This is a genomic window from Pseudoalteromonas sp. SR45-1 (assembly GCF_014163655.1).
Lineage (GTDB): Bacteria > Pseudomonadota > Gammaproteobacteria > Enterobacterales > Alteromonadaceae > Pseudoalteromonas > Pseudoalteromonas distincta.
The window spans coordinates 101,828-128,247 of the sequence record NZ_JACJDR010000012.1 but is presented as its reverse complement, the minus strand read 5'-3'; the positions used below and the strand labels follow the sequence as shown (position 1 = coordinate 128,247).

General features: G+C 37.4%; 29 protein-coding genes and 1 pseudogene. 20 read left to right on the top strand and 10 right to left on the bottom strand.

What is annotated here, in order from left to right; translation table 11 throughout:
* Nucleotides 1–526 precede the first annotated feature (526 nt).
* Nucleotides 527–1,078 carry a diguanylate cyclase gene (locus tag H5089_RS13605; RefSeq protein WP_182694913.1) on the top strand — a complete coding sequence of 184 codons (552 nt, stop codon included), beginning with the start codon at nucleotides 527–529 and terminating at the stop codon, nucleotides 1,076–1,078.
* Between the two features lie 270 nt (nucleotides 1,079–1,348).
* On the opposite strand, the gene H5089_RS13600 is transcribed toward H5089_RS13605, so the two are convergent.
* Entirely contained in the window at nucleotides 1,349–2,248 is a 900-nt protein-coding gene (locus H5089_RS13600; RefSeq protein WP_182694912.1) for an SDR family oxidoreductase, read from the bottom strand.
* 664 nt (nucleotides 2,249–2,912) lie between these two features.
* On the opposite strand from H5089_RS13600, the pseudogene H5089_RS20495 reads away from it, so the two are divergent.
* Nucleotides 2,913–3,048: pseudogene (locus H5089_RS20495) on the top strand (Mobile element protein); the annotation flags it as partial.
* 145 nt (nucleotides 3,049–3,193) lie between these two features.
* On the opposite strand, the gene H5089_RS13595 reads toward H5089_RS20495, so the two are convergent.
* From H5089_RS13595 to H5089_RS13585, 3 genes are all read right to left on the bottom strand, one after another.
* Nucleotides 3,194–3,427: a hypothetical protein gene (locus H5089_RS13595; protein WP_182712429.1), complete on the bottom strand. Its 234-nt coding sequence runs from the start codon at nucleotides 3,425–3,427 to the stop codon at nucleotides 3,194–3,196.
* 110 nt (nucleotides 3,428–3,537) lie between these two features.
* Complete coding sequence (locus H5089_RS13590; RefSeq protein WP_182712428.1) at nucleotides 3,538–4,083, bottom strand: hypothetical protein; 546 nt, start codon at nucleotides 4,081–4,083, stop codon at nucleotides 3,538–3,540.
* Between the two features lie 114 nt (nucleotides 4,084–4,197).
* Nucleotides 4,198–5,067: a DUF2971 domain-containing protein gene (locus tag H5089_RS13585; RefSeq protein ID WP_182712427.1), complete on the bottom strand. Its 870-nt coding sequence runs from the start codon at nucleotides 5,065–5,067 to the stop codon at nucleotides 4,198–4,200.
* A gap of 310 nt (nucleotides 5,068–5,377) precedes the next feature.
* Here H5089_RS13585 and H5089_RS13580 point away from each other — a divergent pair, with 310 nt between their 5' ends.
* On the top strand, nucleotides 5,378–6,001 hold the full coding sequence (locus H5089_RS13580; RefSeq protein WP_182712426.1) for a tyrosine-type recombinase/integrase: 624 nt from the start codon (nucleotides 5,378–5,380) through the stop codon (nucleotides 5,999–6,001).
* A gap of 85 nt (nucleotides 6,002–6,086) precedes the next feature.
* On the opposite strand, the gene H5089_RS13575 is transcribed toward H5089_RS13580, so the two are convergent.
* The 3 genes from H5089_RS13575 to H5089_RS13565 all read right to left on the bottom strand — a co-directional run bounded on the left by H5089_RS13575 (nucleotide 6,087) and on the right by H5089_RS13565 (nucleotide 8,142).
* Entirely contained in the window at nucleotides 6,087–6,569 is a 483-nt protein-coding gene (locus H5089_RS13575; RefSeq protein ID WP_010388418.1) for a hypothetical protein, read from the bottom strand.
* Nucleotides 6,569–7,291 carry a hypothetical protein gene (locus tag H5089_RS13570; protein WP_010388416.1) on the bottom strand — a complete coding sequence of 241 codons (723 nt, stop codon included), beginning with the start codon at nucleotides 7,289–7,291 and terminating at the stop codon, nucleotides 6,569–6,571. The genes H5089_RS13575 and H5089_RS13570 overlap by 1 nt, the downstream gene beginning before the upstream one ends.
* A 221-nt stretch (nucleotides 7,292–7,512) precedes the next feature.
* Complete coding sequence (locus H5089_RS13565; RefSeq protein WP_182712425.1) at nucleotides 7,513–8,142, bottom strand: hemolysin III family protein; 630 nt, start codon at nucleotides 8,140–8,142, stop codon at nucleotides 7,513–7,515.
* Between the two features lie 185 nt (nucleotides 8,143–8,327).
* Between H5089_RS13565 and H5089_RS13560 the strand changes: the two genes are divergently transcribed.
* Together H5089_RS13560 and H5089_RS13555 are read left to right on the top strand one after the other, a co-directional pair.
* Nucleotides 8,328–8,678 carry a hypothetical protein gene (locus H5089_RS13560; protein ID WP_182692446.1) on the top strand — a complete coding sequence of 117 codons (351 nt, stop codon included), beginning with the start codon at nucleotides 8,328–8,330 and terminating at the stop codon, nucleotides 8,676–8,678.
* A gap of 379 nt (nucleotides 8,679–9,057) precedes the next feature.
* Nucleotides 9,058–10,542: a cellulase family glycosylhydrolase gene (locus H5089_RS13555; RefSeq protein ID WP_182712424.1), complete on the top strand. Its 1,485-nt coding sequence runs from the start codon at nucleotides 9,058–9,060 to the stop codon at nucleotides 10,540–10,542.
* Between the two features lie 60 nt (nucleotides 10,543–10,602).
* Here the strand turns inward: H5089_RS13555 and H5089_RS13550 are convergent, their stop codons facing one another.
* Nucleotides 10,603–12,294, bottom strand: a complete 1,692-nt coding sequence (locus H5089_RS13550; RefSeq protein WP_182712423.1) for an alkaline phosphatase — start codon at nucleotides 12,292–12,294, stop codon at nucleotides 10,603–10,605.
* Between the two features lie 298 nt (nucleotides 12,295–12,592).
* On the opposite strand from H5089_RS13550, the gene H5089_RS13545 reads away from it, so the two are divergent.
* From H5089_RS13545 to H5089_RS13475, 15 genes are all read left to right on the top strand, one after another.
* Nucleotides 12,593–12,865 (top strand): hypothetical protein, encoded by a 273-nt coding sequence (locus H5089_RS13545; protein ID WP_024596914.1) that lies wholly within the window; start codon nucleotides 12,593–12,595, stop codon nucleotides 12,863–12,865.
* Nucleotides 12,866–13,100: 235 nt separating this feature from the next.
* The gene (locus H5089_RS13540; protein WP_024596915.1) at nucleotides 13,101–13,679 is read left to right on the top strand and encodes an LON peptidase substrate-binding domain-containing protein; all 579 of its coding nucleotides are present in this window, start codon (nucleotides 13,101–13,103) and stop codon (nucleotides 13,677–13,679) included.
* Nucleotides 13,680–13,747: 68 nt separating this feature from the next.
* Entirely contained in the window at nucleotides 13,748–14,371 is a 624-nt protein-coding gene (locus H5089_RS13535) for a sigma-70 family RNA polymerase sigma factor (RefSeq protein ID WP_002962457.1), read from the top strand.
* Complete coding sequence (locus H5089_RS13530; RefSeq protein ID WP_002962459.1) at nucleotides 14,364–15,044, top strand: ChrR family anti-sigma-E factor; 681 nt, start codon at nucleotides 14,364–14,366, stop codon at nucleotides 15,042–15,044. Before H5089_RS13535 ends, H5089_RS13530 begins: the two co-directional genes overlap by 8 nt.
* An 8-nt stretch (nucleotides 15,045–15,052) precedes the next feature.
* Entirely contained in the window at nucleotides 15,053–16,006 is a 954-nt protein-coding gene (locus H5089_RS13525) for a DUF523 and DUF1722 domain-containing protein (protein WP_024606012.1), read from the top strand.
* Entirely contained in the window at nucleotides 16,006–17,400 is a 1,395-nt protein-coding gene (gene phrB, locus H5089_RS13520; RefSeq protein WP_182692601.1) for a deoxyribodipyrimidine photo-lyase, read from the top strand. Before H5089_RS13525 ends, phrB begins: the two co-directional genes overlap by 1 nt.
* Before the next feature lies 1 nt (nucleotide 17,401).
* Nucleotides 17,402–17,830, top strand: coding sequence for a nuclear transport factor 2 family protein (locus H5089_RS13515; RefSeq protein ID WP_182712422.1), 429 nt, complete (start codon nucleotides 17,402–17,404; stop codon nucleotides 17,828–17,830).
* A gap of 2 nt (nucleotides 17,831–17,832) precedes the next feature.
* Nucleotides 17,833–18,543 carry an SDR family NAD(P)-dependent oxidoreductase gene (locus H5089_RS13510; protein ID WP_182692603.1) on the top strand — a complete coding sequence of 237 codons (711 nt, stop codon included), beginning with the start codon at nucleotides 17,833–17,835 and terminating at the stop codon, nucleotides 18,541–18,543.
* On the top strand, nucleotides 18,540–19,796 hold the full coding sequence (locus H5089_RS13505; protein WP_182712421.1) for an NAD(P)/FAD-dependent oxidoreductase: 1,257 nt from the start codon (nucleotides 18,540–18,542) through the stop codon (nucleotides 19,794–19,796). The genes H5089_RS13510 and H5089_RS13505 overlap by 4 nt, the downstream gene beginning before the upstream one ends.
* The gene (locus tag H5089_RS13500; RefSeq protein ID WP_182712420.1) at nucleotides 19,789–20,526 is read left to right on the top strand and encodes a DUF1365 domain-containing protein; all 738 of its coding nucleotides are present in this window, start codon (nucleotides 19,789–19,791) and stop codon (nucleotides 20,524–20,526) included. Before H5089_RS13505 ends, H5089_RS13500 begins: the two co-directional genes overlap by 8 nt.
* A gap of 37 nt (nucleotides 20,527–20,563) precedes the next feature.
* Nucleotides 20,564–21,826 (top strand): cyclopropane-fatty-acyl-phospholipid synthase family protein, encoded by a 1,263-nt coding sequence (locus H5089_RS13495; RefSeq protein WP_182712419.1) that lies wholly within the window; start codon nucleotides 20,564–20,566, stop codon nucleotides 21,824–21,826.
* Nucleotides 21,804–22,304: a DUF2878 domain-containing protein gene (locus H5089_RS13490; RefSeq protein WP_182712418.1), complete on the top strand. Its 501-nt coding sequence runs from the start codon at nucleotides 21,804–21,806 to the stop codon at nucleotides 22,302–22,304. Before H5089_RS13495 ends, H5089_RS13490 begins: the two co-directional genes overlap by 23 nt.
* 53 nt (nucleotides 22,305–22,357) lie before the next feature.
* Complete coding sequence (locus H5089_RS13485) at nucleotides 22,358–22,846, top strand: chalcone isomerase family protein (protein WP_002962471.1); 489 nt, start codon at nucleotides 22,358–22,360, stop codon at nucleotides 22,844–22,846.
* Between the two features lies 1 nt (nucleotide 22,847).
* The gene (locus H5089_RS13480) at nucleotides 22,848–23,387 is read left to right on the top strand and encodes a DUF3833 domain-containing protein (RefSeq protein ID WP_024596925.1); all 540 of its coding nucleotides are present in this window, start codon (nucleotides 22,848–22,850) and stop codon (nucleotides 23,385–23,387) included.
* 210 nt (nucleotides 23,388–23,597) lie between these two features.
* Nucleotides 23,598–23,873 carry an HU family DNA-binding protein gene (locus H5089_RS13475; protein WP_002962474.1) on the top strand — a complete coding sequence of 92 codons (276 nt, stop codon included), beginning with the start codon at nucleotides 23,598–23,600 and terminating at the stop codon, nucleotides 23,871–23,873.
* A gap of 92 nt (nucleotides 23,874–23,965) precedes the next feature.
* Here H5089_RS13475 and ilvN read toward each other — a convergent pair whose 3' ends face one another.
* The gene (ilvN, locus tag H5089_RS13470) at nucleotides 23,966–24,463 is read right to left on the bottom strand and encodes an acetolactate synthase small subunit (RefSeq protein WP_182712417.1); all 498 of its coding nucleotides are present in this window, start codon (nucleotides 24,461–24,463) and stop codon (nucleotides 23,966–23,968) included.
* Nucleotides 24,463–26,187: an acetolactate synthase 3 large subunit gene (locus tag H5089_RS13465; protein ID WP_024596926.1), complete on the bottom strand. Its 1,725-nt coding sequence runs from the start codon at nucleotides 26,185–26,187 to the stop codon at nucleotides 24,463–24,465. The genes ilvN and H5089_RS13465 overlap by 1 nt, the downstream gene beginning before the upstream one ends.
* Between the last annotated feature and the right edge of the window lie 233 nt (nucleotides 26,188–26,420).

Genomic DNA, 26,420 nt, shown 5'->3' with positions numbered 1-26,420 from the left:
ATTTAAGCACTGTTACCAAACCAAGCATGTTGACCACTTTTTTATTTATGAAGTTTAGCAATACATATAAATAACCTGATATTTGAGCATTTAGTTTTATCTTCAATACAAGCTCCTTACTAACCTAGATTATCGATAAATGAAAAAGTTACAAAAAAGGGGCATATTTTCTACTTTCTAGCCATCAAAAATACAAAGAGGTGAGTCTAAAACTCTTCCACACCTACTTATACCTGCGTTTTCATGCAATCCACTAAAAATAAAAGTTTGGCATACCACTTGAAGTAACAATCTGTCGTAGAAAATAATGAGCATACCCGTGGTGGTTCAAGAGTTCGCTTTAAGAGGTATCTCATATACAGCTAAGTAAAAATTCTTAAAGCTATAATAAAGGTGGCTAAGAACGTGTTTGAAGAACACGATTTATGCTCATCGGTACGTTATTAATTATCGAAATGACCAAGCGTATATATTTAGTTTTGAGTGTGACAATTTTTAAAAACTTGATTTTAAGGACTAACCAAATATGACTGACCCTACTTTAGTTATTTTGATGTACTTTGTGATCCCTATTTGGCTTGTAGCTGGCATTGCGGATTGGTTTTGTCATCGACGTAGTAATATTTCTACAACAAGTGGTGCAAAAGAGTCGTTTATTCATCTATTAATGTTTGCCGAAGTTGGTATACCGTTAATTCTTGTTTTAATTTTTGAAGTTAATAGTTTGATTATTGCTATTAGTATCTTGTTGTTTTTTATTCATGAACTTACAGCAATGTGGGATGTAACTTACGCGGTAAGTAAACGTAGAGTGGGGCCAATAGAGCAGCATATACATAGCTTTTTAGAAATGATACCGCTGTTGGCTTTAGTATTAATTATTGCGCGGCACTGGGAGCAATTTACAGCATTATTTACTCCAGGGGGCTTTCCACCTGAATTTACGCTCCAATTAAAAGAGTCACCAATACCAATAACTTACTTGATAACAGTGCTATTCATATCACTCGTGCTAGAGTTTATGCCTTATTTAGAAGAGTTCATTCGCGGTATACGTGCTAAAAAAGACGACGCATAAAACCAGTTTGATAAATAGGTATAAAGCCTAAGTTGACTGCTTAATCAGCTCTAGTTGTTTAAGCAGTTTGTTTATGCGTGCTTAAATAGGCTCACTTAACCTCGTACTAAGTCAAATAGTGCAGTGGGTAGCTCAGGCTTTTAGGGTGTTTATAACCACAGTTTCACGAATACTTAGTGGATTTTGTTTAGATGTGATGCAAAAAGAGTAGGTAATAAAAGCGGCGTATACTCGCCGCTATTATGTTGTTTAACAATCATCTGTTGATGATTAAGGTAGATGTTGCCCACCTGTCACGCCCATTATTTCAGCGGTAATGTAACTTGACTCTTGCGAAGCTAAGTATACATATGTTGGGGCTAGCTCGGCAGGTTGGCCTGGTCTACCTAGTGGCACGTTATCACCAAATTCGGGAAGTTTTTTCGCCGGTTGGCCGCCACTTTGTTGTAGCGGAGTCCAAATTGGCCCTGGAGCAACACCATTAACCCGAATGCCTTTATCTATTACCATTTTTGCTAAACTTTTAGTAAAGCTAGTAATTGCGCCTTTAGTTGATGCGTAATCAAGAAGTCCAGCAGAAGGCTGGTAACATTGGATAGAGGTTGTGTTAATAATACTTGCCCCGGGTGGCATATGCTTTACTGCGGCCTTTGTTATCCAAAACATAGCAAATACGTTTGTTGCATATGTTTGGCAAAATTGTTCGGTAGATAAATCTTCTAACTCGGCGACAAATTGTTGCTTACCAGCATTATTAACTAGTATGTCAATTGATCCCAAGTATTCAACGCTTTGAGCGACAAGGCTGTTACAGAAATCTTCATCAGATATGTCACCTGCAATGCCCCAAGCCTTGTTACCGCTGGCTTTTAGTATATCGAGTGTGTCTTTCGCATCGGTTTCTTCGCTGGGTAAGTAATTAATAACAACTTCCGCACCTTCTCTTGCAAATGCGATCGCTACGGCTCTTCCAATCCCAGAGTCGCCGCCGGTTATCAAAGCTTTACGGCCTTTTAACCTGTCGTGGCCCTCATAGGTGTCTTCGCCATGATCTGCTTTAGGTTTTAAAATTTCATCTAGCCCTGGGTCAGGTTGATTACTGTCTTTTTCGGTACGTCCCATCTGATATTGGCTTCTAGGATCTTGCATAGTAAATTGATTAGTTGGCATATCAAAGTCTCCTCAACGTAAAGTTTAAGTTCGGTTAATTGCATGTAATTACAAAGAGCGTAATCTCAGACAGCACAGCAATGCTGTTACTTCTCTTTGCTTAGCGTGAATTGGGTGATGTAAAAAACATAAGAGGCGTGTGTGGTTGTAAAGTGTCGAAGCTAAAGAGCGACTAACTGATTTAGCACGAATAGCAATATTATAGTTAGCTTGTAATGCTCCCACTTTGTCTCTCCTTTAAAATTGACATTTTTAGCTGTTTACGTACACCACCTTCTTTATAAAAAGCAATAGATATGCCACAGAGGTGCTTTTTAAATATTAAGCTATGTTACTTATTTTAAAGTGTTTATATTTAAACTGTTGAAAATATAAGTGCGGATGACGGGTAAAAAGTGGATATTAGTACCGAAAATATTACACACCGTTCATTTAGCCAATCAAGTTGGGAAGGTGCGTTTATGGCTGCACTGATGGGCTTATAATTAAGCCAGAAAATAGCAGCACGTTAAAGTGTGTCGTTAAGTGATATGCTAATCCCCCCGAAAAATTATAGAAGCCAAATATAAAATTTTCACCTATCGCAAGTATGCGTGGCACTCGAACTAAATTTTGTACTTTTCGACGTTAGCTTTTCTTTAGTGTAAAAATAAGCTGGGGTTTCATGGTAATTGCAATAAAACGTCAAGTAAGTTTGTTTAATACAAAATATTATTATCTTTTATCACTGTGCGTGCACCGTGCTTTTTTTATGAGGCGAAGACCACTTTACAGGTAAGTCTTACGAACACCGCAGAGGCTAGGTTGAAGATAAATCAATTAAAAAAGGAAGAATCTTGATTTCTTACATTACAGTTTTGAGTGGCTACTCATGGCTCTGTGCCAAAGTTCGGCTCAGTGCCATGAGCGGACGTTAGTAACCTTAGACTCTTGTTATATTTACGTTTAAACAGCACTGTCTTTTGAAAGCAAATGTGACAAAAATAGTGGCAGTAAACTATCAATTAATTGAGAGTTGCTTACGCTAGTTTTATTGAGCAAAACCCAACCATCAGTTCCCATAACTTCGATGGATTTAATGTTGATATTTTCAATTTTAGGTTTTTCTGAACACCAATAACCTGATATGCGAAAGCTCCCAAAGTCTGTATTTAAACGACTAATGTTGAAAAACTGCATCAAACCTCTTTGTAAATATTGCGCCCAGCTCAAGCGGACAAAAATAATGGGCTAAAAATTACTGAGGAACGAAACATAGCCCACTGTTTTTGTCCGATTTTAAATTCTTCTTAGCTTACGGTTGCACCAATAACAGCAGCACTTTTCACCGCTAAATCCAAATAGCGCTCGGCTTCTGATTGAGAAATAGCAAAATCTGGTAAGTGGCTAGCTTTATTGCGTATTTGTCTTAGTTGATTAATTAGCTCAATGCTTTCAGGTGAAAACTTACCTGATGCAGATAAATTATCTAGAATCATTTTCGGATTAGTTCTTTTAAGTGCAACGCCAGATGTTAGACTGTTTTTCATTGCAGCAGTTTCTATAAGTGTCCATGCTTCGACAACTGCCGCTCTTGGTGAAACATCTGCAATACGAAGCAATTGCTCTTTCTGGCTTAAGTCAGCATCCGATACTTCAACTTTAGGCTTTTTGATACTTTCTGCACTTTTCTCAGCTTCACTTAGGCTTTTCCCAAAGCTGGCTTCCACATCTTTATACTTAAAAGATGAAACTCGCCCTAATAGTTGGCGGACTTCAGATCTAAAAATATAAGAAATCCAAATTACAGCAGAAGGCCATGCTAAAGCTTTAATCAATTCTACAAAGTGTTCCATAATTTCCTCAGTAAACTAATGCCGCCTTAAGCGTTGAGTAACAGTATGCTAAAATGTGAAACGAAGTGGAACCGAGCAAACTATTACGGATCCAACTTTAAGGTTTTATTAACTTTACCAACTCTTAAATGGGATTTTTGATGTTCTTACATTAACATCATTGAAATCAGCTGATTTGAGCAACATAGACACTGAACTAGCGCAATTATGTGAACTTGCGTTAGGACCAACAATAACTTCACCAATAGCATCTTTAGAGAAACTTAAAATAGATAATGTAATGTATGGAATCAAATGACTAATTCCTGCTCGAAAATTGATTGAACAGGCAGGGTTTTCAGCGGTAATTCTCCATTCAGATTCTTCATGAAAGCCAACGTCTTTAAACAATGGGGCTAATTTGTTTATTGAATTACACAAATTATTTAAAGCTGTATCTGCTTGTTTTTTTCCATCACCTTCTGTGACATATTGTTTATAATTTAACTCATGTTCTACTCTGCCTTTGCTATCAAAAGCATCATAATCTTGTCTACTAACATAAGGCTTAGGAAATTCAGCTTGGCATTGTTGAATCAACGCGCTCATCTTTTGAAACTGCTCTTCCCTATTGTATATACACTTATTCAAATTCAAGCCATTTTCTATACAAAACTTCTCTAAAATTTCACTTTTAAACCCAATACATACGCCTCTTCCTGGTGGGCAATAACCTCTCCACTGACTTAATAAATCAGGTTTTTCGCTGAACGATGAAACATAAACATCATTATGTTTCATCTCATCTAAAGCTTTATGCATAGAAAATCCGAATGGTGATAAATAATCATCATCCATATAAATCTCATTAGACAATGAAATTGGAGCATTTAGAGCATGAATATATTCAGTAGAGTCATTCAAGTATTTACAGTGACTAGCCCAAAGACTATTACCATTGATAATTCCAATTAGTCCATCAAGACTCGTATAGTGATAAAGCATCTGTAATCCTTGTAAAGCTAACAACTTATTGAACACCGTTTTGGTAGTTTATAACACACCAAAATGGCGTATATTACATACTCTGATAATTTCACCAATAATTACCTTTGTAAACATGTAATTAAAACAGTTAGGAATCAAGCATGTTAATTTGTCTCAGAAAGACGGTTAATAATGTTATCGTACAAAATTAGGCTCCTACTCAAAGGTGTAGGAATAAATTTAACTTTCAGTGTCTGCTTATCGCTCATACCCGAATTCTTTTGTAGCGGGCTAAGCTTAAAACTCCATAAACACCGGAGTACAACTAATGCACCAGTTAACAATATATCAGCCTAAAGAGCCTTGGAATAAAAATAAGCTTGTAGGACAAAAGTTACCTCTGAAATTACAGCAAATATGGGCTATCCGAATACGACTAGAACTTTTTCATAAAATAAGAGATCTAGCACTATTTAACCTAGCCATAGATAGCAAACTAAGAGGGTGTGATTTAGTTTCACTAAAAGTTAACGACATCGCACATGGTAAAACAATTCAATCAAGGGCAATAGTCGTTCAAAAAAAGACTGGTATGCCCGTCCAATTTGAAATTACTGGGAATACAAGGAAATCAATTGTGGCGCTCATAGAGCAATTTACTCTCAACTCTTATGATTACTTGTTTAAGTCACGAATTCATTCCTCAGAATACCTTTCAACCCGTCAATATGGACGTATAGTTGATTCTTGGGTCACTTCAATTGGGTTAGATAAGACTCAATATGGCACTCATTCTATGAGACGTACTAAACCATCACTAATTTACAAAAAAACTAAAAATTTAAGAGCCTGTCAGCTTCTACTTGGCCATAGAAAACTAGAAAGCACTGTCAGGTACTTGGGAATAGAAGTTGATGATGCGTTAGAAGTATCAGAACAGATCGATGCTTAAGTTTGAACCAATGCCAGACCTGAAGTAAGCGTCTGGCATTGGTTTCTAAAAAAATGTTAATCCACGCTACTTTGTTCTAAGAAAATCATAATGAAGCTGTATCAATATTGATTTGATAAGGCTTACTGACAAATTCAGCCATTTTTATACACTCCTTAACTGCAAACCCTCGTCCTTTGTAGTTTGCGAAAGCAATATGAGTATTATCAGTTAACACTGCATATAATCTATAGTCATGTGTGTAGCCTTTTCTAGGTATAGCTTTAAAACCTTTAATATCTGATAATTTATAAACACGTTTAAAAATAGTATATAAACTACTCGACTTTAATTCCAAGGTTTGTTTTGCGAGATCAAAACGACATACATAGCCACCAAACGAACCACTCCACCCTAGCCAGCATATAAACCCAGATACCCATATCGGTAATGATTTTGCTTCATCAGAATTAAACACATTAATTAGCCCGATAAATAAAAAGAAACCACACAACAAAACTAGCAATAATCTAGTTAACCTCGGTTGTCGATAAATAGCTAGCTCACTAGATAGTTCTTTAAAATACATTACAGCACTCCGTATTTAACTAAGCCGGCAATGGCTGTAAAAACAAAAAATGGCAGGGATAGTTTTATTAGCGATTTGCGATCCCATATTTCAATGAAAACAAGATCTTCACTATTAAAATCTTCATCTTCCAGGTGAGAGTTTGAATTAGCTTTTTTAGTATCATGAGTAACTTGAGGTGAGTTATATAATTCACTTTGAGCAAACCTTATCGGTGTTTTATTAGGCCAATCCGATATGGTTTCAACTGCAGTAGTATTATATTTCGTATATAAAAACGAAATGAACATCTTAGCATCTGTATACTGTTTAAATTCATATAACTGATCAACGAACTTAATTTGATAAGGGCCTTGCGCGCCTATACTACTTAATTCAAATGATAGTGTATCAAACGGTACAACAATTTTACTTCTTTGAAAGTAACCCCATAATGCGGTTTTTAAATTAAGCTGTTTTTCTGTCCCGTTAAACTCTAAGCGGCTCTTTCGACCAAAAAGCAATATTGATATACTTAAAAAGAAGCTTGCAGAAATAGCGAAGAAAATACTTTCCCCTCCTTCGCTTGTTACTGTCATCACAATGCTAGTAATTCCAGGAATAAGCATAATAAACGCAAAAATTTTGCTTGTCATTTCGCGTCTTGAGGGCATTGTTGTATTACCACTTTGATCTGTTTTGAGAACTTTTTTTACAAGCTTGGATAGATTGTTATATTCCATTACTTCAACCTTAAAAGTTAATTATTACCTTATTTACATTAACAAAAAGTAGCTAAGTAAACCTTATCTCACGATACTTATATCGCTCCTTATACAGAAGCAAAATTACTATTTACAATACAACAGTTAATTCAAGTCAGGAAATCTTAAATGCATTTGATATAAAAAGATGACCGTCTGCTGCTCGCTCAAACCAGACCATTCTAATTGGCTATACAAGCTCAATAAACGTAATGGCTAATTGAAATATAATGGCAAACACACCCAGCAATAACAAATAAGTGCCAAATTGCGTGGCTAAATTGGGTACTTTTAGCGCTGTAAAATAATGTACCTAAACTATAAAAAATACCGCCGGCAAGTAGCCAGTAAAGTGCTTTTACATCAACACTTGAATAAAGCGGATATACAATAGCCAGTGCAAACCAGCCCATGAGTAAGTAGGTGGCGAGTGATATTTTTTTATTACCGTTTTTTACAAATACTTTGTACGCCACGCCCGCCAGTGCCACCGCCCAAATAAATGTAAGTGTGGCCCATGACCAAGCACCGGATAATGAGATTAATAAAAAGGGAGTGTAGGTGCCGGCAATTAATAAGTATATGGCGCAGTGATCGCACTTTTTATAAAAGGCTCTTAAGCGCGGTTGAATACTGGCGTGGTACAAAGTGGATGACAAAAACAGCACAAATAGGCTGCTGCCATAAATTGCAGTACTAATATACGCTTTAGTGCTGGTGGCTTGGCTAAATAAATCCCACATAACAAATGCGGCAAATATAATACCGAGTGCATGGCTGATTACGTTTAATTTCTCTTCTTTACGGGAATAAGGCGCTTCTAACGACATAACTGTTCCTACCACTATTGGAATTAATTTCAATGTACAACTGTACGCTGAAAGTTTCAATCTTAGCTGTGAGTAATTCTAAATAACTTTATTTGATACGCTACTTTAGCTTTTACTTGATTTTAAAGAGAATTAATTCACTATGTTGGTGTCTAGTGTAATACATATTACGAGCTGAAATAACCATGAAACAAGATCTAAAAGCTGCTTTACTTACCGCCATTGTTTATCCTGGAGCGGGGCATTTTTCTTTAAAAAAACACCTTATAGGCGCTATTTTTGCGGGTGTATTCTCTGTTCTTTTAATTTTAACCTTTCAAGATATATTTGCGATTGCACAGTGTACTGCAAATGAAATTGTAAACGGAAAAATACCCATGTCGGTTACGGCCATTTTAAAAGCCGCGCAACAACCTTCTGACGCCTGCGCTCAACTCGCTGAATATAAGTATGTACCTTTAATGATTATAATTTGGGTGCTGAGTATGCTGGATGCATATCGTTTGGGCAGAAAAGCGCTGCCTACTAAAAAATAAGCCAGTTAATCAGAACTCGGTTTGGTTGGCTTATTAATATTTACTCTGATATTTAGCTATTATTGATGGCGGTAATAATTATTACCGCTTTTTCCATTTTTATACATATTTTTTGTAACCGAGATTTTTGCCTGCACCATGTAAACATCGTGTAAATACCTGTATATACCCAGTAAAATCCTCAAACCTCGTTAAATTGCTCACTTGTTGATACTTAGTTAATTAAAACCCTTCTCCTTGTTCCTTTTTATTCATTTAATGTTAATAAATGATACTTTTTGCTCGCCAAATTAACTTTGTTTAACTGTTAAGTATTGGTTTTGTGTCAATTTATTACATCAAGCAATGATGACTGATAATTTCAATTTAAGGAAATACGATGAATAACAGTTCAAATAATCATAAAAGAAAGGATTTTAAAGTGGCGAGCTTATCGTTAGCTTTATTATTAGGGTGCTCAACGATGGCCAAGGCCGCTGTTGAGAAGTTAACGGTGAGTGGGAACCAAATTCTTGCGGGTGGAGAAAACACAAGCTTTGCAGGACCTAGCCTATTTTGGAGTAATACGGGGTGGGGCGCTGAAAAATTTTATACAGCAGAAACAGTAGCAAAGGCAAAAACTGAATTTAATGCAACATTAATTCGTGCAGCTATTGGCCATGGTACGAGTACCGGTGGTAGTTTGAACTTTGATTGGGAGGGCAATATGAGCCGTCTTGATACTGTTGTGAACGCAGCTATTAGCGAAGATATGTACGTTATTATTGATTTTCATAGCCATGAAGCACATACCGATCAAGCAACTGCAGTTCGCTTTTTTGAAGACGTAGCTACCAAATATGGGCAGTACGACAATGTTATTTATGAAATTTATAACGAGCCGTTACAAATCTCGTGGGTTAACGATATTAAGCCTTACGCAGAAACAGTTATTGATAAAATTAGAGCAATCGATCCTGATAACTTAATTGTGGTTGGAACGCCTACGTGGTCGCAAGATGTTGATGTGGCATCACAAAACCCAATTGATCGCGCCAATATTGCTTACACTCTGCATTTTTATGCTGGCACGCATGGTCAATCGTATCGAAATAAAGCACAAACTGCACTCGATAACGGTATTGCACTATTCGCCACAGAGTGGGGAACAGTTAATGCTGATGGCAATGGTGGTGTTAATATTAATGAAACCGATGCATGGATGGCATTTTTTAAAACAAACAATATTAGCCACGCTAATTGGGCTTTAAACGATAAAAACGAAGGTGCATCGTTATTTACTCCAGGCGGTAGTTGGAATTCACTAACATCGTCAGGCTCTAAAGTTAAAGAGATCATTCAAGGTTGGAGTGGTGGTAGTAGCAATGTTGATTTAGATAGCGACGGGGATGGCGTAAGTGACAGCCTTGATCAGTGCGATAATACTCCCGCAGGTACAACGGTTGATAGTATTGGTTGTGCAGTAACTGACAGCGATGCCGATGGTATAAGCGATAATGTTGATCAATGTCCTAATACACCAGTAGGTGAAGCTGTTAATAATGTAGGTTGCGTTGTTGAAGTAGTTGAACCACAAAGCGATGCGGATAACGATGGAGTGAATGATGATATTGATCAGTGCCCAGATACACCTGCAGGTACTAGTGTTGATACAAACGGATGCAGTGTTGTAAGTTCAACAGATTGTAATGGTATTAATGCATACCTTAATTGGGTGAACAAAGATTACTCAGGTGGTCCGTTTACTCACAATAACACCGACGATAAAATGCAATATCAAGGCAATGCATACAGCGCAAATTGGTATACAAATAGCCTTCCAGGAAGTGATGCTTCGTGGACGCTTCTTTATAGTTGTAATTAAGCACGTTTTATAAAATATGCGAAGAAGGTAAATAATACATTTACCTTCTTTTTAAAAGTATTAGCCTTTATAAACACTTTGATGCTGGTTAACTATGTTATAACTTGGGGAGTTTATGTTATCTATATAACGCCAATCGGTTGTGATTTGCTCTTTAGTAATCGTCAGTAACATATATCCACGGTGTGATAAGTCACAATAGTTTAAGTCGTTTATTAGCAATGAAAGCGAGTCTGCCATTTGTTTTGCTTGTGCCGTATTAAGCGCTAAATAATGCTCCATACCTGGGGATGTAACACCTGGTGTTGCAAACTCTACTCCTACGCTTTCGCCTTTTGCATTTTTTAATGTGCCATGCCACGCATTGTGCGTATCACCTGCAACCACAACTAACTTTTTATTTAATGCAGTAACGCTTTTGTATAATGCTTCGCGCTCGCTTGGGTAACCATCCCACGCATCTAAATTGTAAGGCATTAAAGTATTTACGCGTGCGAGTTGCGCGGGTGTTACCGCTTTATTTGCTAACACGGCTTTTTTAATGGCAACAAGCTCTTTTAACACCTGAGGTATTTTGGTGCGATCGGATTGCGAGAATATTTCAGTAGGTAGCCACATTTTAGTCATCAATACTTGCTGGCCTAATATTTGCCACTTTGCATTCGATTTAGTTATTGCACTCGTAAGCCAGTTAAGTTGTGTGTTACCTAGTAACTGCCTTTTTGGATTATTTAAATCACTGGCAAAGCGAGCAACATCCATTTGTTTGGTCTCTAGGTTTTTATAGTCGCTGTAAGCGAGTTGTTTATCGCGTGCTATTACGCGAGTATCTAGCATGTGTAAGCTTATTAAATTACCAAAATCGAAGGTGCGGTATATTTGCGGGCTTTGTTCGCCCATTGGCGGCCTAATTGGCAGCCATTCGTAATAGGCTTGAATAGCTGCTGCACGGCGCTTAAAAAAGTCACCTTCATCAGGGGTATGATTTTCAGCACCACTTTTATAGGTATCGTTGGTAACTTCGTGATCATCCCATATTGCAATAAAAGGCGCTGCAGCGTGAAGAGCTTGAAGGCCTTGGTCTGTTCTGTAAATAGCATAGCGCTTACGATAGTCGCTAAGGGTAATAATTTCACTACTGTTATCGGCTGCTAATTGGCGGCCAATTTTTTCAGCATTTTCGGTAGCGTATCCGCCCATTGGGTATTCGTAAATGTAATCTCCCAAATGCAGTACCACATCTAAATCTTTTTGTTTAGCGGCATCGGTGTAGGCATTAAAGTACCCAGCAGGATAGTTTGAGCACGACACAACAGCCATTTTTACTTGTTCAATGTTATTTATTGGTAGTGTTTTAGCACGGCCAATTGGGCTTTGTGTATTTAAACCCATAAACCGATAAAAGTACTCTGTGTTTGGAGCAAGTTCTTGCACATCTATTTTTATTGTAAAGTCTCTGCTTTTATCTGTTTGTTCGCGCCCGCTGCGGATGATGTTTTTAAATTGAGAGTCACTTGCCAGTTCCCAAGCAGCAGTAACTTCAAAATTTGATTGAGAAGTAGTTGCACGTGTCCAAATTATTAAAGCATTACTGAGCGGATCGCCACTGGCTACACCGTGTTTAAATTCAATAGCCGATAGTGGTTTGTTTGTTAATGTTTGAGCACAACCTGTAATGGCACTCGATACTGCGACGGTAAATATGCTTGCTGCTGAGGTTTTTAAGAAATTTCGACGTGATGAAAGGGTCATACTGCACTTTTTGAATTATTTATAGTGGTGTGCACTTTAGCGGGTAGATATGACGTTTTTATAAACGCTAAATGTATTTAGTGTGACGGTATTAATACATTTAAACCCTTTTATTTATTAACTAAAAAGTAGTCAAAAAATTAAATTAAATGGTTAAATTAACAAGGTATGAATTTTTTAAATTAAAGAGATGCATGTAAAATTGTTTAATTACAGTTGCTTACGATTTATTTTTATGTTGGCACAACCCTTGAGTATGTAACTACGTCTAAACAATACACAAACAAGGAATACCATTATGAAACATTCAATTAAAATCGCTATGGCAAGTTTATTAGTATTAGGTTCTGCGCAAGTACATGCAACAGAAGTGGACCTAGATGTAACTGATATATTAACTCAAAGTGTAGCAAGCTACGTAAAGCAAACCACAATCGAGCTTGAAAAATCACTAAAGGAAACGCTTTATTTTGATGCTAAAACTGTTTTAGAGGGTTTATTAGATGAGCCCGTTTTAACACATAGCACAACGCTTAAAAATACTGACACTAGTATAAAAAACGTAAAATAAATTATTTAAAGGATTAAAACGATGAGCAGTGAACTTGGATTGTTTGCATTAATGTTAGCACCCGTAGTCAGTATGATTAGCGCTTATTACTCGGTTCAAGTGTTTAAAGCTATGGGAGGTTGGTTTAATCTTTAGCCAATTATATAGCTGGTAATTAATTCGATTCATACAAAGCTGATCGACTTAGCAAAAGCGCACGTAAATAAAGGCAGAGTGTTTGAAAGAAGTAGACTTTATGAAACGTGCGATTTTTCCATTACCCATTTTTATGTTACCTGAAGGCTATACGCGATTACGCATATTTGAGCCTCGCTATTTAAATATGGTTAAAACCGCATTAAAAAACAATACAGGGTTTGTGCTTTGTACATTTGAGCACGACACGCCATTTAATATAAGCGCGCAAGGTTGCCTTGTTGATATTATTGATTTTGACCAAGACGACAACGATGTATTATTAATCGATGTGTTTGCTTCTCAAAGCGTTCAAATAAATGACGTTTATCAAGACGAGGACGAACTGCGACATGGTTTGGTGTCTTCTTGTAATACGCCATATTGGTATAAGGATTCTAACAACTCAGTTGGCGAACATGACTTATTGCATGATGCGCTTTTAAACGTGTTTAAAAGTAATCCGGAACTTAATTTACTGTACAAAAAAACTCACTTTGACAAACTGCCTTGGATTGCAGCCCGTTGGCTTGAGCTCCTACCTATTTCTATTGAGAAAAAACAGCAACTTGCGTTTGAAACGAACTTTGATAACTTACTGAATTTCCTCCATACTGTGATTAATAACGAATTTGCCTAAATTTTATGATCCTAAATTAATTATTGCCCGTATTACTTAATACTAAAGCAATAACGGGATAAATTATTATGGTAAGTCAACAACAATCACCACGTTGTGAACCTAATACAGGTAAGTACACTGCCATGCCAGAAACGCCGAGTAAAGAACTCATGCAAGCGCTTATAGATGTTGCACAGTCACGCGATAAAAAAGCATTTTCCTATTTATTTGAATACTTTGCGCCAAAAATTAAACGCTTTGGAATTAAGCAATTTGGTGTTGAAGCTCAAGCAATGGAGCTTGTGCAAGAGACGTTAACATCTGTTTGGCGTAAAGCACATTTGTATCACAGTGATAAAGGTGCGGCTACTACTTGGGTTTATACCGTTATGCGTAACGCTTCATTCGATATGCTTCGTAAAATGAAAAGTAATAAAGAAGAAAACATAAGCGAAGATATTTGGCCGTTATTAAACGAATCACAAGATACACATCACGAATACAGTGATCATTTAGAAGATAAACAAATTAAACGTTATTTAGACAAATTACCTATTGCTCAACGCGAAGTGGTAAGAGGCGTTTATTTTCAAGATATGTCGCAAGAGCAACTTGCACATCAACTTAATATTCCAGTAGGCACGGTAAAATCACGATTACGTTTGGCCTTGCAAAAATTACGTAATGAAATGGGAGATCAGCATGATTAAACATCACCCGAGTGAAACTTTACTGACACAGTATTGCGATGCATCACTTGCTACATCATTGAGTTTAGCCGTTTCTATACATGTAGATATGTGCCCTGTGTGCCAAGCTAAAGTAGCTAAAATTGAGGCAAGCAATGCAAACGCATTATTTAGCGAAGAGCCAGCGCAATATGAGAAACCTCAAGCTGAGCAACCTGAGTTACTTGAAGAATTTGAATTGAATGTGCTTGATATGATCACATCTGATGATTCTATCGACGAAGTTTATGAAGTAGAGCCTGTTTCTATTAAAGTTAATGAGCATAACTATCAGCTTCCACGTGCGCTAACGCGTATTTCTCACAGTAAATTTACCCAAGTGGGTAAGCTTGCGAGATCTCGTATTGCACTTGATGATGGCCCATTACGTTCTAGCTTGTTACATATTGATGCTGGTGGTGAAATACCAGAACACACGCACACTGGCTTTGAAGTTACTTTACTCCTAGATGGCGAGTTTAGTGATGAAGAAGGAAAATATGTCCCAGGTGACTTTATATGGCAAGATGGTAGTCACCAACATACTCCTTTAACAAAAGATGGTTGTTTGTGCTTTACAGTTGTCAGTAGTGCGCTACATTTTAATAAGGGCTTCAGCAAGTTACTAAATCCAATAGGTAATTTGATTTACTAAGAGAATTTATGCACACAGATATAATAAAAATAGGTATAAGCGCCTGCTTAGCAGGCGAAAAAGTTAGATTTGACACAGGTCATAAAAAGTCAAATTTCTGTATGGATGAGTTAGGTAAACACGTTGAATATACACGGTTTTGTCCGGAGGTAGCGGTAGGTTTACCAATACCTCGACCAACTATTCGCCAAGTTAAAGTGGGAGATACTATTAAAGTATGTCGCCCAGATGGTACTGGAGACGTAGGCCAACAACTTACCGAGTATGGTAAAAAAGTTGCAACAGAACAAGCTAAAGAGTTGAGCGGGTTTGTATTTTGCGCAAAAAGTCCAAGCTGCGGCATGGAGCGCATTAAAATATACAACGAAGCAGGCACGGGTAATACTTCTGAAGGCGTTGGTTTTTTTGCTGAGCAAATAATGAAGCACAACCCATTATTGCCATGTGAAGAAAACGGACGTTTAAATGACATGCACTTACGTGAAAACTTTGTAATGAGAATTTACGTATTTAAAAACTGGCAAAAATTAGTACAAGAGCCGCTTACGGTTCACAAGCTTACTCAATTTCATTCTCAGTATAAGTACTTGTTGATGGCTCACAATTACCAAGCTTATCGAGATTTGGGTAATCTGCTTGGAACGTTCGTAGGTGACAATATAAATGCAGTTGCGGATGAATATATTTTAGGTTTGATGACGGGTCTGAAAAAGCCAGCTTCTCGCAGAAATAATTGCAACACCCTAATGCATTTACAAGGCTACTTTAAAAATGATTTATCGAAGGTTGAAAAACAAGAACTTCGTGATGCGATAGACGAATACCGCGAAGGATTGGTGCCATTGTATGTACCACTTACCTTGTTAAAACATCATTTGAAAGTTCATCCGAATGAGTACCTTGAAAAACAAGTGTTTTTTAACCCATACCCTCACGATTTAAAACTACGATTTGGTATTTAATGGATACATTATTTTGGTTTAGGCGCGATTTGCGCCTTTTTTCTAATGAAGCGTTAATTCAAGCGCTAAATAATGGCGCTAAACACGCCATTTTTTTTGTGTCTGAAAAGCAGTGGCAACAACACCAAGCTGCGCCTATTCAGATTGACTTACTCAAGCGCCGAGTTACTTATCTTCAATCACAACTTGCTGATTACGGTATTACTTTACATATTATTGAAGCGCCTAGCTTTAGTGATTGTACGCGCGAGCTGATTAACTTTTGTAAAGCAAACGATGTAAAACACGTAATTGCTAATACAGAGTATGAGCTTAATGAAGTAAACCGCGATAAAGCAATTTTGCATGAATGCGATGAGCTTTCTATTACTTTTACTTTGTACGAAGGTGATTTAATTGCACCTGCAGGCTCTGTCAAAAATCAAAGTAATGAAATGTATAAAGTGTTTACTCCCTTTAAACGTGCATGGTTAAAGCAGTATCAAGATACACACTTTAGTTTGCCACAATGGCCTTTAACTTCTGAGCCAATAAAATTTGATGAAAGCGACTTACTAAAAAGTGATGGATGCTCAGATAAGTGGCCGGTTGACGACGAAACACTCTCTACCGTAGTTGATAATTTTATATGCGACAAACTTACAAGTTACGACGACCAGCGTGATATTCCCAGTGTAAAAGGCACATCGGGTTTAAGCCCGTATTTAGCACTAGGTATTGTAAGCACAAAGCAACTGCTTATTAATATTCAGCAGCGTTATCCTGATATTTTAACTACATCAAAAAGTAAAACGTTTACGTGGATTAACGAGCTTGTTTGGCGCGAATTTTACAGACATTTAATTGCTGAATTTCCGAAGCTTTCGCGCGGCGATAACTTCAACGAAAAGTATAATGCTGTAGTGTGGCGTAAAAGTGAAAGCGATTTTAAAGCATGGTGCGAAGGGCGTACAGGTTACCCATTAGTGGATGCAGCAATGCTACAACTTAAGCAAACCGGTTGGATGCATAATCGTTTACGAATGGTTGTTGCAAGCTTTTTAACTAAACATTTATTAATAGACTGGCGTAAAGGTGAACGCTTTTTCATGCAGCACTTAATTGATGGCGATTTAGCCTCAAATAATGGTGGTTGGCAGTGGGCTGCAAGTACGGGCTGTGATGCTCAGCCTTATTTTAGAGTTTTTAATCCTATCAGACAAAGCGAGCGCTTTGATCCAACGGGCAAGTTTATCCGTAAGTATTTGCCAGAGCTTGAAAACGTGCCAGATAAACACATTCATTTTCCACACACTTATTTAGCCGCAACAGGCAAAGATAAGGAATGTTACTGGCCAGCAATAGTTGATCATAAAGCGGCACGAGAACGTGCACTTGCTGCATTTAAGGTGTGATATGGATAACCAGTTACCAGTAGATAAATTTGTTGAAATATACCAACAGCTTAATAGTACTAATCTTGATTTATTGAGTGATATTTACTGTGACAACATACAGTTTATAGACCCGATGCATGAAATTAACGGCATTGTAGAATTGCGCAGGTACTTTGCTAACTTATACAGCAATGTTAAGCATTGCCAGTTTGATATTACTGATTCGTTTAATAGCGGTAACAATGCTTTTATTTATTGGACTATGCATTATGCACATCCAAAGCTGTCATCAGGTAAAACTATCTCGGTAGACGGTCATAGCAAGCTTATTTTTAAAGATGGCAAAATTATTAAGCACAGAGACTACTTTAATGTGGGCGAGTTGTTATATAAACACATTCCTTTACTTGGTAGCGTTATAAAGCTAATTGATAAAAGGGCAGGTTAATTATGATCACACTTATAACGGGTGCTACATCAGGTATTGGCGAGCAGCTAGCAATTAAATATGCACAGCTAGGAGACACTGTCATAGCTTGCGGCCGTAATAGTGATAAGCTTGCCGAGCTTGCTAAATACGACAATATCCAAGCATGTAAATTTGATGCAACTAACCTGCAAGATATAAAAGAGTCTACTATTGGCTTTCCTCAATTTGACCGTGTTATTTTAAACGCTGGTAATTGTGAATATATAGATGATGCGCGCAACTTTGATAGCGCGTTGTTTGAGCGTGTAATAAACGTTAACTTACTTTCTATGGGGTATTGCCTTGAGGCGTTACTTCCTAAAATAAATCCAGGCGGCCAACTTGTTTTGGTCAGCTCAAGTGTTACTTACCTTGCGCTACCTCGTTCAGAAGCTTATGGCGCATCAAAAGCGGGTGTAAGTTACTTAGCAAAAAGCTTAGCGGTTGATTTAAATGATGTTGATGTGACTTTAGTTCATCCTGGGTTTGTAAAAACGCCACTTACTAATAAAAATGATTTTCCGATGCCTATGGCCGTTACGGCTGAAAAAGCAGCTGACTACATGATTAAGGGTATCCAAAAACGCCGCAAAGACGTTCATTTCCCTTATCGTTTTACACTTATATTAAAAGCTTTACGCATTTTACCACTGCCGATTTGGCTTAAAATCGCAAAAGGATTAGCCCGTTGAAAAAAATAGCAATAATAGGAACTGGTATATCTGGTTTAACATGTGGGCATTTGCTTCACAAACATTACGATGTAACCGTATTTGAAAAAAATGATTATATAGGTGGCCATACAGCAACGGTTGATGTTGATGTGTGTGGCATCAAATACGCAATAGATACTGGCTTTATTGTATTTAATGACCGAACTTACCCATATTTCGAAAAGCTACTTTCGCGCATTGGTATTGATAAACAAACAACCCAGATGAGCTTTAGTGTGCATAACGAAGCCACTGGTTTTGAATACAATGGACATACGTTTACAAGCTTATTTGCACAGCGTCGTAATATTTTTAGACCTAAGTTTTGGCGATTATTGTACGACATTGTTAGGTTTAACAAACTGTGCAAAACAATGCATGAAAAAGGTGATTACCAGTCTGATCAATCATTAGGGCAATTGCTTAACGATAACCAGTTTAATGACTTTTTTAAATACCATTATATTCTTCCTATGGGCGCGGCTATTTGGTCTACCAGTATTAAAGAAATGGAAAACGTAGGCGTTGAGTTTTTTGTTAAGTTTTTCTTTAATCATGGGCTTTTAGATGTAACCAATAGACCACAGTGGTATGTAGTACCAGGAGGCTCTCGTCAGTATATAAAGCCGCTGATCAGAGGTTTTGCCGACAAAATTAACCTCAATACAAATATTAAATCAGTTACGCGGCAAAATGATGAAGTAACAATAGAGTTTGCCAATGGTGAGCAAAGTAAATTTGATAAAGTAATATTTGCTTGTCATTCAGATCAGGCGCTTGCACTACTGGGTGATGCTACTGAGCAAGAAAAGTCAGTATTGGGTGCAATAGCTTACACTGAGAACTCAGTGGTGTTGCACACCGATACAAACCTTTTACCAGATAGAAAAGCGGCATGGGCAAGCTGGAACTACCTACTTAACAACAACACTGATAAAGCTGCTGTTGTAACTTACCAAATGAATATTTTGCAAGGTATACAATCAGATACACAGTTCTGTGTAACGCTTAACCATCTTGAAGGAATAAGCCAAAGTAAAATTTTGCGCGAGTTTACTTATCACCACCCTGTATTTAACCAAGAGTCTATTGCGGCTCAAAAACTTAAACACAGTATTGACGGACACAACAATAGTTATTTTTGTGGCGCTTATTGGTACAATGGTTTTCATGAAGATGGCGTACACAGTGGTGTAGATGTAGCCAAGCAACTTGGGGTCGAATTTGACTAGTGCAGTGTATTTAGGCGATGTTAAACATCGCCGTTTTGCTGTTAAAGAACATCGCTTTAGTTACCCTCTGTATATGATGTGGGTAGATTTAAATAATCCTCAACAACTAAATGGTGTGCATAAACACATAGGTACGTCAGGCTTAAAGGCGTTAAAGTTTAATGAAGCTGATTATCTTAAAGGCACCTCACAGCTTGCTAAACGTCCTCTTATTGAGCGTGCACACGAACAACTTGCCAATTTAGGTATTACTGAAACCTTTACTCATATTTACATGCTTGGGCAACTTCGTTGTTTTGGTGTGTATTTTAGTCCTGTTAATTTTTACTTTTTTGGTCATAACGACACCCGTTTTAAATACATGATTGCTGAAGTAAGTAATACACCATGGAACGAACGTCATTATTATTTAGTACCTTTAGAAAAAAAAGTGAACTTTAAAAAGGTTTTTTCCGTATCACCTTTTATGAATCTAGATATGAACTATCATTGGCATGTTAAGCAATCGCCTGATAAAACATTGATACACATTGAAAATAAGCGAAATGAAGAGCTATTATTTGATGCTACACTTCGCTTAAAACGTAAAGAACTTACTAAAGAAGAAGTTAATAAGTTATTTAAACGTTTTCCGGCCATGACATGGTCTATTTTCAAAGGTATTTATTATCAAGCGTTAAAGTTGTTTATAAAACGAGTTCCTTTTTTAGGTCACTCAGGCAAGCCATAAAGCACATAGATAGTCAGGACAATTAATAGGTATTTCAATGGATAAAGTGTCGAGCTTAAACTGCGAACAAAGCACAAACTGGTTAACTAACATATATAAAAAATTAGTGACTAAAGCCTTTTCGTCAATTGAAACAGGCCAAGTTATTTTAGTAGATGCAAACGAGCGTACAGTTTTTGGTGACCCATCCTCAGCACTAAAAGCAACGATTATAGTAAACGATAAAGCTATGTATAAGGCATTTGCATTATCTGGGAGCGTCGGCGCTGGTGAAGCGTATATTTTGGGGCATTGGTCTTGTGACAACTTAACCTCTTTCATTGAGATATTTGCTATAAATGAGAAGCAACTTGATGAGTTTGAGAAGAAATTCGCATTTTTTAGTAATATTGCACACCGGTTTAATCACATAAAAAATAAAAATTCTGAATCGGGCTCTAAGAAAAACATCGTTGCTCATTACGACTTAGGTAATGATTTGTACGAATCATTTTTGAGTAATGAAATGCTTTATTCAAGTGCTGTATATCCTACAAAAGAAGCGACACTTGAAGAGGCTCAGCAATACAAGCTTAAACGCATTTGTGAGCAAGTTGAGCTTCAAAAAAATGATTCAGTAATTGAAATTGGTACAGGGTGGGGGGCTTTTGCTATATATGCAGCCACACATTACGATTGCCATGTAACAACAACAACCATATCTGATGAGCAACATGATTATGTCGCTAATAAAATTTCAGAACTTGGTCTAGAAAGTAAAATTACATTACTTAAGCTTGATTACAGGCAATTGAAAGGAAAGTACGACAAGCTTGTTTCTATCGAAATGATAGAAGCGGTAGGCCATGAGTACTTACCTAGCTTTTTTACCCAATGTGGTGAATTGTTAAAAGATGATGGTGCCATGCTCATACAAGCCATAACTATTGGCGATCAGCGTTATAAGCATTACTTAAAAAACTCTGATTTTATTCAGCAGTATATTTTTCCAGGCGGGTGCTTGCCATCACTTAACGAAATGAGTGAGCAGATTAAAAATAATACCGACATGGTAATTCATACTGTTAATGATATTGGTGCACACTACGCAAGAACATTAGCAGATTGGCGAAGCCGTTTTATAAAAAGCTGGCCTGATTTGGACCGCTCAAAATTTGATGAACGTTTTTATCGTTTATGGTTATTTTATTTTGCTTATTGCGAAGGCGCGTTTAGAGCCAGAGCAACAAGTACGGTGCATTTAATGGCGCGTAAACCACGTTTTGTTAGCGATAACGATGATATTGCGCTCGGTTACTAATTTTGTTTTATTTCAAGCAGTGTGGTTTTTATCCTTGCTGCTTGAAGCTGGCTCGCTACTTTTTAGCGGATTGATTATTGTTTTAATGTTTTGGTTGTCAAAACAAAAAAAACAAGACACCTTACTTCTAATTAAAGCCCTACCTTTAGCACTATTGTTAGAATTTATAGCGGTAAAGTTAGGCTTGTTAGAATTTAAAGTTTATCCCTTCCCTCTATGGCTCGTCTTTTTATGGGCTGCGTTATTACTTTCTTTAAATACCTCAATGGTTTTTTTGAGTAAATTAAAGCTTTGGCAGGCCTTTTTAGTATGCATGGCTTTTGCGCCAGCAAGTTATTGGGCTGGGGCGCGCTTTGAAGTAATAAGCTTAGGCTTACCTTTATGGCAGTTTTGGTTCGTTTACGGTGCGCTTTGGTCTACAGTGTTTACTGTTATTCTTTTTATAAACCAAAAAATCAAGTTATTCATCAATCGCTGATCGCCCACAATTCCCATTTCGTAACATTACACATTGACTCGAGGGAGCTTATTTTGAAATTTTTACTAAAGGCAGTTACTTTTTATTTGCTTACAACTTCAATTGTTTTAGCTGACACACAGTTTAATAAAGTAGGCGAAGCACGTATGGAGTATTTATTTTGGGATGTATATGACGCGGTTTTATTTACCCCTTCAGGTAATTACAGCGCAGGAACGCATCCTATTAAATTTAAACTTACCTATTTACGTGACTTTGAAGCTAAAGAAATCGTAAAAGCAACAAATGAGCAGTGGGAGCATATTGGAAAAAAAGAGCTAGCAGACAAATACGACAGTAAATTATTGTCTATTTGGCCTGATATTAGACAAGGTGATTCGCTAACGTTAGTCACAAATGAGCAGGGTATGAGTACTTTTTATCATAATGATGAAAAAATTGGCGAAATAAATGAACCTCAATTTTCGAGTGATTTTTTAGCCATTTGGCTGGATGAAAAAACCTCTGAGCCGAAACTACGAAAGCAACTATTAGGGAATTAATATGAATGTATTTAACGCGTTTAAAACAGCTCTTGTATGCTTATCTGCTTTGTTGCTGATAAGCTGTTCGGCACCAAATGTAGAGCATTATAAAAATACATCGCCAAACTTTGACTTTAAAACATTTTTTAGTGGAAATTTGAAAGCCTACGGTGTTGTACAAGACTTTAAGGGTGAATTGACCCGCAAGCTTGTCGTAGATATGAATGCGAACTGGGATGGTAACCAGGGCGTTATTGAAGAAGACTTTGTTTATGACGATGGCGAAACTCAAAAGCGTATTTGGAAAATAACGTTAAACGAAGACAATAGTTTAACGGGTGTGGCAGATGATGTTATAGGTACTGCAAAAGGTAGAAGTGATGGCAGCGTATTTCATTGGAATTACGATGTAGAGCTTCCATACGATGGCAGTACTTTAAAAGTGAATTTTGATGATTGGATGTACCTGGTTACACAATCGCGCTTGATAAACCGCACATCTATTGTTAAGTTTGGAGTCGAGGTCGGGGAAGTGACCTTAGTGATCGAAAAAATATAGCTTATTTACCCAGTTGCTTAACTTGCGCCAAAATTGTACTCAAATTAAGTCTTTGTTAACCCAACACGCTGTATTTTACAGAGAATTATTTAAATTTTACTCATTTTTTAAGAATTTAAGCAAAAAATGCAATTTGCTGTTGCTAACTCTTTAAAAATGCATAAAGATAGGTTTTGCGAAGGCAAAATAATAACGAATAGGAATCTAACAATGAATAAAGCTCAATTAGTTGAAAAAATTGCTACTGATGCAGAAATCTCTAAAGCCGCTGCTACTCGTGCTCTTGACGCGTTTACAGGTGCTGTAACTTCTTCTTTAAAAGAAGGTGATTCAGTAGCATTAGTTGGTTTTGGTACTTTCTCAGTAAAAGAACGTGCAGCTCGCACTGGCCGTAACCCACAAACGGGTGCTGAGATCCAAATCGCAGCGGCAACTATCCCAAGCTTTAAAGCAGGTAAAGGTCTTAAAGACCAAGTAAACCCTTAATAGGTTTAACGAATTAAATTAAAAAAAGAGCTAATTAGCTCTTTTTTTTTATGTTTAATAAAGACATCAATTGATGCCTTTATATTATAAATTTATGCTTTTAAGGCTTTATCGCCTCGACCAATGCCAACAGCGCCAGAACGTACAACTTCAATAATATCGGTTTCATGACGAAGAGTGTCTAAAAACGATTCTATTTTGTCTGTACTGCTCACTAGTTGTAGACTATAGCTTTGTCGGCCCATATCTAAAATAGCACCTTGGAACACATCAACTACTCGCGTAACCGCTGCACGAGTCGTCTCGTCTTGAGCTAATACCTTGACAAGCAATAGCTCACGTTCAATGTGACTCATTTCTGTTAAATCGATAATTTTAAGCACGTCGACTAATTTGTTAACCTGCTTTGTAATTTGCTCTACAACTCTGTCATCACCCATAGTGGTAATGGTAATACGTGATAGTGATTGATCGTCAGTTGTGCCAACAGTTAGGCTGTCGATGTTATATGCACGTTGTGAAAAAAGCCCAACAATACGTGATAGGGCACCTGGTTCGTTTTCTAATAAAATAGATAAAATACGACGCATTATGCTTTTACTCCTTTACGTAACCACATCTCATCAATGCCGCCTAACTTAATTTGCATTGGGTATACATGTTCTTTTTCATCAACGTTTATATCTAAAAAGACTAATCGGTCGTTAATTGACATTGCTTTATCGATAGCAGGTTGTAACTCATCTAGTGTGTTTACTTGTATGCCTACATGGCCGTAGCTTTCAACTAACTTAACAAAATCAGGTAGTGAATCCATGTAAGATGATGAATGACGTCCACCGTAAACCATGTCTTGCCATTGGCGTACCATACCTAAAGAGCGGTTATTAAGTGATACAACTTTTACCGCTAGGTTGTACTGTAAACAGGTTGATAGTTCTTGAATATTCATTTGAATAGAGCCATCACCCGTAATACACACAGACTCTTTATCAGGAAAGGCTAGCTTTACACCCATTGCAGCAGGTAAACCAAAGCCCATGGTGCCTAAGCCGCCTGAGTTGATCCATTGACGAGGATGCTTAAATGGATAATATTGCGCTGCAAACATTTGATGCTGACCAACGTCAGAACTTACGTAAGCGTCGCCATTAGTAGCTTTATAAACCGCTTCAATTACAGCTTGTGGCTTAATTTTGTCGCCATCAGTGTTGTAGCTTAAGCACTTTTGTTCGCGCCAGCTGATGATTTGTCGCCACCAATCCTCTTGCGCGCTGCGGTCTATTTTAATTGGGCTTTTATCAATACCCGCTTGTAGTTGTTCAAGTACGGTTGCTAAACAACCTACAACTGGTATGTGTGCTTTAATTGTTTTAGAAATTGAAGTTGGGTCAACATCAACATGAACAATTGTGGCATTAGGGCAAAACTTTTGAACATTATTAGTTACCCTGTCATCAAATCGGGCACCAAGCGCTAAAATCACATCGGCGTTAGCCATTGCTTTGTTTGCCTCAAGCGTGCCGTGCATGCCTAACATACCTACAAAGTTTGGATGCACACCTGAAATACCACCCAATCCCATTAGTGTATTTGTAATGGGGGCATTTAATGATTCAACTAAATGCGTTAATTGCTCTGATGTATTTGAAATGACAATACCACCACCAGAGTAGATAACCAGTTTTTTGGCCTCTAAAATAGCTGTTACGGCTTTGCGAATTTGTTTTGAGTGCCCTTTAGTATTAGGGCTGTAAGTTCTCAGCTCGGTGGTTTTAGGAAATTCGTATTCAAACTTAATAGCAGGGTTAAGCATATCTTTTGGAAGCTCAACAACGACAGGACCTGGGCGGCCAGTGCTAGCAATATAAAAAGCTTTAGCTAAGATTGTAGGGATGTCTTTAGCACTTCTACAGTTAAAACTGTGTTTAACTACAGGGCGAGAACAACCCACAATATCGGTTTCTTGGAATGCATCGTCGCCAATCAAATTTGTAGGCACTTGGCCTGATAACACAACCATAGGAATTGAATCCATGTAGGCCGTTGCAATACCTGTAATACAGTTTGTAGCGCCAGGGCCTGAGGTTGCAAGTACAACACCAACGTCTCCAGTAGCGCGGGCATAGCCGTCAGCCATATGTGTTGCAGCTTGTTCGTGACGTACTAATATATGTTCAATGTCATCTTGCTGAAAAAGTGCATCATATAAGTCTAAAACCGAACCACCGGGATAGCCAAATATGTATTTTACCTTTAACTCTTTTAATGCCTGAACTACTAGTTCAGAACCATTATATTCTTGTTTGCTCATCCTCATTCCTCTGTGCGCTTTTTTATGCATAAAAAAACCCCCGCGTAGTGCGAGGGTTTTTAAAAAGCAGTATCACCTTTTAATACATCCCCGCTGGGCTTATAACTAAGACCAGTACGAGTACGACTAAAAGATTAATGTGTGTGTTCATAGTTTTTACTCTACTTAGCAAAACACTGCTTTTAAATTAAAGATTTTGTATAGGTTTATTTTTAAGGGTTTTAAGCCTTCAT

What these genes read in the sequence shown, in the direction of transcription:
- H5089_RS13580 (WP_182712426.1), top strand. Translation starts at nt 5,378, where the DNA reads ATGCACCAGTTAACAATATATCAGCCTAAAGAGCCTTGGAATAAAAAT.
- H5089_RS13515 (WP_182712422.1), top strand. Translation starts at nt 17,402, where the DNA reads ATGGATAACCAGTTACCAGTAGATAAATTTGTTGAAATATACCAACAG.
- H5089_RS13555 (WP_182712424.1), top strand. Translation starts at nt 9,058, where the DNA reads ATGAATAACAGTTCAAATAATCATAAAAGAAAGGATTTTAAAGTGGCG.
- H5089_RS13510 (WP_182692603.1), top strand. Translation starts at nt 17,833, where the DNA reads ATGATCACACTTATAACGGGTGCTACATCAGGTATTGGCGAGCAGCTA.
- H5089_RS13565 (WP_182712425.1), bottom strand. Translation starts at nt 8,142, where the DNA reads ATGTCGTTAGAAGCGCCTTATTCCCGTAAAGAAGAGAAATTAAACGTA.
- H5089_RS13530 (WP_002962459.1), top strand. Translation starts at nt 14,364, where the DNA reads ATGATTAAACATCACCCGAGTGAAACTTTACTGACACAGTATTGCGAT.
- H5089_RS13525 (WP_024606012.1), top strand. Translation starts at nt 15,053, where the DNA reads ATGCACACAGATATAATAAAAATAGGTATAAGCGCCTGCTTAGCAGGC.
- H5089_RS13605 (WP_182694913.1), top strand. Translation starts at nt 527, where the DNA reads ATGACTGACCCTACTTTAGTTATTTTGATGTACTTTGTGATCCCTATT.
- H5089_RS13575 (WP_010388418.1), bottom strand. Translation starts at nt 6,569, where the DNA reads ATGTATTTTAAAGAACTATCTAGTGAGCTAGCTATTTATCGACAACCG.
- H5089_RS13540 (WP_024596915.1), top strand. Translation starts at nt 13,101, where the DNA reads ATGAAACGTGCGATTTTTCCATTACCCATTTTTATGTTACCTGAAGGC.
- phrB (WP_182692601.1), top strand. Translation starts at nt 16,006, where the DNA reads ATGGATACATTATTTTGGTTTAGGCGCGATTTGCGCCTTTTTTCTAAT.
- H5089_RS13600 (WP_182694912.1), bottom strand. Translation starts at nt 2,248, where the DNA reads ATGCCAACTAATCAATTTACTATGCAAGATCCTAGAAGCCAATATCAG.
- H5089_RS13570 (WP_010388416.1), bottom strand. Translation starts at nt 7,291, where the DNA reads ATGGAATATAACAATCTATCCAAGCTTGTAAAAAAAGTTCTCAAAACA.
- H5089_RS13550 (WP_182712423.1), bottom strand. Translation starts at nt 12,294, where the DNA reads ATGACCCTTTCATCACGTCGAAATTTCTTAAAAACCTCAGCAGCAAGC.
- ilvN (WP_182712417.1), bottom strand. Translation starts at nt 24,463, where the DNA reads ATGCGTCGTATTTTATCTATTTTATTAGAAAACGAACCAGGTGCCCTA.
- H5089_RS13490 (WP_182712418.1), top strand. Translation starts at nt 21,804, where the DNA reads ATGATATTGCGCTCGGTTACTAATTTTGTTTTATTTCAAGCAGTGTGG.
- H5089_RS13465 (WP_024596926.1), bottom strand. Translation starts at nt 26,187, where the DNA reads ATGAGCAAACAAGAATATAATGGTTCTGAACTAGTAGTTCAGGCATTA.
- H5089_RS13545 (WP_024596914.1), top strand. Translation starts at nt 12,593, where the DNA reads ATGAAACATTCAATTAAAATCGCTATGGCAAGTTTATTAGTATTAGGT.
- H5089_RS13480 (WP_024596925.1), top strand. Translation starts at nt 22,848, where the DNA reads ATGAATGTATTTAACGCGTTTAAAACAGCTCTTGTATGCTTATCTGCT.
- H5089_RS13495 (WP_182712419.1), top strand. Translation starts at nt 20,564, where the DNA reads ATGGATAAAGTGTCGAGCTTAAACTGCGAACAAAGCACAAACTGGTTA.
- H5089_RS13585 (WP_182712427.1), bottom strand. Translation starts at nt 5,067, where the DNA reads ATGCTTTATCACTATACGAGTCTTGATGGACTAATTGGAATTATCAAT.
- H5089_RS13595 (WP_182712429.1), bottom strand. Translation starts at nt 3,427, where the DNA reads ATGCAGTTTTTCAACATTAGTCGTTTAAATACAGACTTTGGGAGCTTT.
- H5089_RS13560 (WP_182692446.1), top strand. Translation starts at nt 8,328, where the DNA reads ATGAAACAAGATCTAAAAGCTGCTTTACTTACCGCCATTGTTTATCCT.
- H5089_RS13590 (WP_182712428.1), bottom strand. Translation starts at nt 4,083, where the DNA reads ATGGAACACTTTGTAGAATTGATTAAAGCTTTAGCATGGCCTTCTGCT.
- H5089_RS13535 (WP_002962457.1), top strand. Translation starts at nt 13,748, where the DNA reads ATGGTAAGTCAACAACAATCACCACGTTGTGAACCTAATACAGGTAAG.
- H5089_RS13475 (WP_002962474.1), top strand. Translation starts at nt 23,598, where the DNA reads ATGAATAAAGCTCAATTAGTTGAAAAAATTGCTACTGATGCAGAAATC.